Source organism: Candidatus Jordarchaeum sp. (assembly GCF_052745115.1).
Window position 1 is genome coordinate 1 of record NZ_JBRAKS010000277.1, and the last position, 5,261, is coordinate 5,261.

A 5,261-nucleotide genomic window follows, 5' to 3' on the forward strand; every position below is an offset into this window, starting at 1 on the left:
ATCTGGTCAGCCCCCTCTCGGACTGAAGCGAAAAGCTTTTTCATAGCAAATATAAAATTAATTTAAAGGTGTGTATTTATCTCGGTAAATTGAAAAAGGATTGTTATTCTCCTTTTTGCCAAACGGAGGTTTCCATTCGCTTTTCTTTCAGGTCTCGTGCGGAAAGCAAAAGAAGGAAGCATTAAGCTTCTTTTCGATTTTCCAGCAATTATATGGGATATCTGAAATTTGAGCTAAATACATACATTTAAAGAGAATTCGCGAAACTATATTTGTCTTCATGTTGAAAGTTTATTTCTAATAGTTTTAATTAGTTGCTTATCAATGCCCCAAATCCAACGAATTGTGTCTTCAAAATTTCGCATTTTTGATTTTTCTTCGCCATATACCGTTTGAACTCTAGTTTCTAATATTTTGAAGCCTTTCCTTTTTGCATCAATGAGAATCTCTGTCTCGGCAGAAAAGCGAGGAGCAGAAAATTCAACTTTCTCCAAAACTCTTCTCTTATATGCTCTAAAACCACTTTGGCTGTCGGTAATTGGCAAGCCAAAAAATAAGCGCAAAACCATCGTAGTTAATGTATTGCTTAAAATTCGAATTCGAGGCATGCCTTTTATATCGCCTAGGAATCGCGATCCTATTATTATATCCGAATTTTTATAATTCATTGTTTTAAGGAGTTTGGGTATTTCTTCTGGGTTATGTTGGCCATCCGCATCCAATACGATTACTGTTTCTGCATCCATCTCTAAAGCTGATTTAAAACCGGTTTTTAATGCGACTCCTTTTCCCCGATTTTTGTTATGTCTAATAACTGTGGCCCCCGCTTTTTCAGCCTCTTTGTGTGTACTATCTGTACTCCCATCATCAACCACTATTACTCCATTTGTGTACTTTAAGGCGCCTTTTACTATTTTAAAAACTGTTTTTTCTTCGTTATATGCTGGAGATACGCAAAGTACTTTCGCCATTTATTTTCATCGCTTCCTGTTTTCTAGTTTTTATGCATAAATTTGTTATAAAATTTTACTCTTTTGAAATTACTGTTTAATATTAACATGGATACGTATATTTTCTGAGTTAACTACACATATTTTTAAATCTTCTATTACAATTTTGTTCGACTAATTATGAAAAAATATTTATATTTCGACAAAACACGATTAAAAGTACTAAACTTGGGAAAACTTTTTATTTGAAAAACAAAACAAGATGTGCAAAACAATAAACTTTCACGTATCCGAAAGCAAATTTCATGATTATTATTACAAATGCTTCAATGTTAGACTAATGGAAGGTGCGTGCATAAATGTTCGAATCATTATTCAATACAGGAACCACAAATATAATATATCTTTTAATCGGTGTTGCAGTATGTAGCGGATTGGGGGCAATTTCAATTAAATTGCATGTAGTCAATTTTTCGGGGTGCTTAGCGGCTGCTATTGTGGGTTTAGCGATATGGATATTTGGTCACTGGTCTTGGTTTGTAGTTATATTAACATTCTTCTTAGTTTCCGCTGTATTCACGAAGTTCAAATACGAAAGAAAAAGAAGAATGGGCGTAGCTCAGGAGAAAGGTGGCGCTAGGGCATGGACCAATGTCATCGCCAATGGAGGCCTTGCGGCATTTCTCGCAGTAATGGAAGGGGTATGCCTATTTTTTATTCCAATGGGCTACTTCGATATCTTCTTTGCCGGTTTCATCGGGGTGGTAGCCACAGCTGCTGCAGACACGCTAGCAACCGAAGTAGGCTTACTAAATCCCCGCCCTCCTAGATTGATAACAAATCTATCTAAAAAAGTCGCCCCCGGCACCTCAGGTGGAGTTTCCCCTCTAGGAGAACTCGCAATAATCATGGGTGGCTTAATTACCGGTGGTGCTGCTTTCCTTTTACAGCACTTTAATCTTATCGGAATAGGTTTGTTTCATTGGTTAGACATGTTAAACTTCGGGTTACCAATTGGAGCAAAGCTGATAATAATAGCAGTAGGTGCGGGGTTTATTGGAAGTACCGCAGACAGTATAATAGGTGCCACCGTACAAGCGCTCTACAAATGCCCTGTTTGTGGTAAAATCACGGAGCATGACATTCACTGCGGAGAGGTAACAGCCCAACTGAGAGGACACAAGGCTATCGATAACAATATCGTTAATTTTGTTGCAACAGCAATAGGCGCCATAAGCGCTTTTGCAATCTACCTCTTACTATTTTAGAAGCCTTATAATAAAGGACCCCTATTTTTCCATTTTTTTATTTTTACGCAGCTTCCTCTTCATAGAATGAATCTACAAATCTACTATAAGCGTCTACAGGTTCTGTAAGCTTAGTGACTTTAACCTTTTTATTTAATCCACACGCCCCGCAGCCCACCACTGCATATCCCTCATTTTTATTAATTTCTACTTTTACACTTTCCTCTCCACAATTGGGGCAAGTAAAAATGGTGGGTATGCGTTTTTCAGGCCTTTTTTGAACCTTCCTTCTCCTTCTACGCCCCATTCATTCACCCCTTTTTTATTATTTTATTCAATAATTGAGTGAGACCCTCCAGTCTAAGCTCGGCGTCCTATGAGACAGCTTAAAAATAACTGGGAACTTTCTTTTGTGTTCACTCTTCCTCCACATTTCAACTATTTTATGCACTTTTTCAAATGCTATGTTGAGTTCCTCGGCGATTTCAGACTCACTCATCCAGTGTTCTAAACCATAGAGTATCAAATCCAAAACATTATAGGGAACACCAATTTCGGCTTCGTCTGTCTGATCTTTCCAAAGTCCTGCGGTGGGAGTTTTTTGAATAATTTCCTTTGGAATCCCTAGGTGTCTTGCCAAGTGACGAACCTGAGTCTTATAGAGGTCACCTATCGGTAAGATATCGGAACCACCGTCACCAAACTTAGTAAAGTTTTCGGCAGTTATGGTCATCATCCATTAACTGTATCCGACTAATATTTCACTCTTATTACTCGAACCAACAACCAAGCGGCGTAACTTATTTGCATAGTAGTAAAGTGTCACCATACGCAACCGTGCCTTCACATTTCCAACCACTATAGGAGAATCCTCCACACCCTTAGGATAGGTGTTAAGACAAGCATCAATAATTGAAGTTATATCCACTACTTCATAGGAAATTTTAGACTGCTCTGCTAACTTAATAGCGTCTTTGGCATCATTAGGATTACTATCCTTCTCAGGCAACATAAGACCCAATACTTTATCCGAACCTAATGCCTTAACGCAAAGAGTTGCAGTAACTGACGAGTCAATACCGCCACTTAGCCCTATTACGACCCCTGAAAAACCTGCATCAGTAACCCGGGCGCGAATAAATTTAAGAATACGCTTCTCAACAAAATCAGGATCAATATTAAGCACTTCTGCTGAGAGTTTCACCGGATAGACCTCCATAACATATAATTTGTATAAACATAAATATGTACCAAGCTACTATAATTCCAAAAATATATTAAATTGTTGGAGGAGAACCCATGAAAATAAAGTTAGCTCTAGCACAAATGGCCCCAAAACTTGGAGACAAAGAAAAAAACCTAAAAAAGATGGACAAATTAATAGCCGAAGCCGCAAGGAAAGAAGCACAACTAATAATTTTCCCCGAACTAATACTCACAGGCTACTCACTAAGAAACCAGTACTACTCGCTAGCAGAAAATATCCCTGGAGCATCGATTAAAAAAATAGAGGAAAGCGCTAAAAAAAATAATACCCACGTAATCTTCGGAATGGTAGAAGAAGCTGAAGAAGGGATCTTGTATAACACCTCAGTAATGGTGGGACCCAAAGGATACATTGGAAAGTACCGGAAAAAATACCTTCCCACACATCTAGTCTTTGAAGAAAAAAGATACTTCAGAACAGGATATCAAACGCAGGTATTAGAAACCGAAATCGGAAAAATCGGATTAATGATCTGCTACGATATATTCTTTCCAGAAGTTGCTCGCTTATTAACAGTTATGGGGTCACAATTAATAGTGTGCATATCTGCCTCCCCCGGTACTCGCAGAGGATACTTTGAAACATTCATATCCTCTAGAGCAATGGAAAACACTGTTTTTTTGGCATATGTGAATCTGGTCGGAGTTGAAGATGGACTAGTTTTTTGGGGCGGAAGCCGAATAGTAGCTCCAGACGGCACAATCATAGCAAAAGCAAAATACGACGAAGAAGACCTAATAACAGGGACAATCGATTACTCGGATTTAAAATCATCAAGGATAGCAGCACCAGTACTACGAGACCTCAGACCCGAACTATACGAAGAACTCTTCCAGCTGAGCAAAAAATAACCAACCAAAAAACAATTATATGACTAATCATTTTTACACTCCTTCCTCTTATATTCGAATATGTACTTTCGAATTATAGAAAAATAGAAAAATTTAGAAATAAATATATTCAACCCTCACTAAAACAGATATATGTAGCCGGGGTAGCCAAGTGGACAATTCTATAACTCCACATTACGGCGCTGATTGAATGGGAAAACTCCTTCAAGCGTAAGCCTTGAGAGCCTAAGCCATAAAAGCCAGTATCTCTTTTGAGATGCACGAGTTCAAATCTCGTCCCCGGCGCCATTCTTTTTGTGTGTTTTAGATTTCAAATTAATAGAAAAAATTAGATATCTAGAACAAATTCTAGAGTTGTTTTTTTTGGTGATTGTTTGATTTTCATTTCGTGGTATGTTACGGCTTTTATTCCGGTTCTTTGTGGGTGCTTTTCAATGTCGAATTCTTCGCCGAGTGCTTCTCCTTTTAGTTTTAATCCTTCTTCTGTTTGTTTTATGTTTTCAACCTTAAAATCTGAGAAAATCATTCCTTTGGAGTCAAATAAATAAATGAATTCCTCTAACCATATATAAAGTAGAGCTTCTAGGTCTTCTGCTTCAATTTCTATTTTTCGTTTAATAATTGGACTTATTTTTGAAGTGTCGGTCATCGCTTCAGAGAGTGCTCGGGCTGCTTCTTGGAAGGCTTCGTTAACTGTTTCGCCATAAGCTTTTACTTTAATGTCCGCAGTGTGTTCAAGGAAACGATAACCACCCATATTATACTCCTTCCAATTCATAATTTTATACTGCAGCTATTAATTTTGAAATGAAACGATTTATTAAAAGTAATCGTTCTAAGATGATTTCAATCCAGTTTTTGAATCTTTCGCGTAGGTTGTTAGGGACCAGCATTTCTTAGGTTTATTTGGTTTTGTTTATAAAGGAGAGAACATTTTTGAGTTCTG

5 protein-coding genes, 1 tRNA gene and 1 pseudogene are annotated in these 5,261 nt (G+C 37.6%); 3 read left to right on the forward strand and 4 right to left on the reverse strand.

Features of this window, described 5'->3' with window-relative positions; all coding sequences use genetic code 11:
• Positions 1-278: 278 nt before the first annotated feature.
• Positions 279-971: a glycosyltransferase family 2 protein gene (locus tag ACUVXA_RS15830; protein WP_445872253.1), complete on the reverse strand. Its 693-nt coding sequence runs from the start codon at positions 969-971 to the stop codon at positions 279-281.
• Positions 972-1,309: 338 nt separating this feature from the next.
• Here ACUVXA_RS15830 and ACUVXA_RS15835 point away from each other — a divergent pair, with 338 nt between their 5' ends.
• On the forward strand, positions 1,310-2,218 hold the full coding sequence (locus tag ACUVXA_RS15835; protein WP_445872254.1) for a DUF92 domain-containing protein: 909 nt from the start codon (positions 1,310-1,312) through the stop codon (positions 2,216-2,218).
• Between the two features lie 43 nt (positions 2,219-2,261).
• Here ACUVXA_RS15835 and ACUVXA_RS15840 read toward each other — a convergent pair whose 3' ends face one another.
• Positions 2,262-2,504 (reverse strand): transcription elongation factor 1 family protein, encoded by a 243-nt coding sequence (locus ACUVXA_RS15840; protein WP_445872255.1) that lies wholly within the window; start codon positions 2,502-2,504, stop codon positions 2,262-2,264.
• A 27-nt stretch (positions 2,505-2,531) separates the two neighbouring features.
• A pseudogene (locus ACUVXA_RS15845) lies at positions 2,532-3,416 on the reverse strand (NAD+ synthase).
• An 80-nt stretch (positions 3,417-3,496) separates the two neighbouring features.
• Here ACUVXA_RS15845 and ACUVXA_RS15850 point away from each other — a divergent pair.
• Entirely contained in the window at positions 3,497-4,315 is an 819-nt protein-coding gene (locus tag ACUVXA_RS15850; protein ID WP_445872256.1) for a carbon-nitrogen hydrolase family protein, read from the forward strand.
• 137 nt (positions 4,316-4,452) lie between these two features.
• Positions 4,453-4,603 (forward strand) — tRNA-Ser (locus ACUVXA_RS15855).
• Positions 4,604-4,643: 40 nt separating this feature from the next.
• Here the strand turns inward: ACUVXA_RS15855 and ACUVXA_RS15860 are convergent.
• A complete protein-coding gene (locus tag ACUVXA_RS15860; protein ID WP_445872257.1) occupies positions 4,644-5,072 on the reverse strand; it encodes an archease in 429 nt (142 codons plus the stop codon).
• Positions 5,073-5,261: the final 189 nt, after the last annotated feature.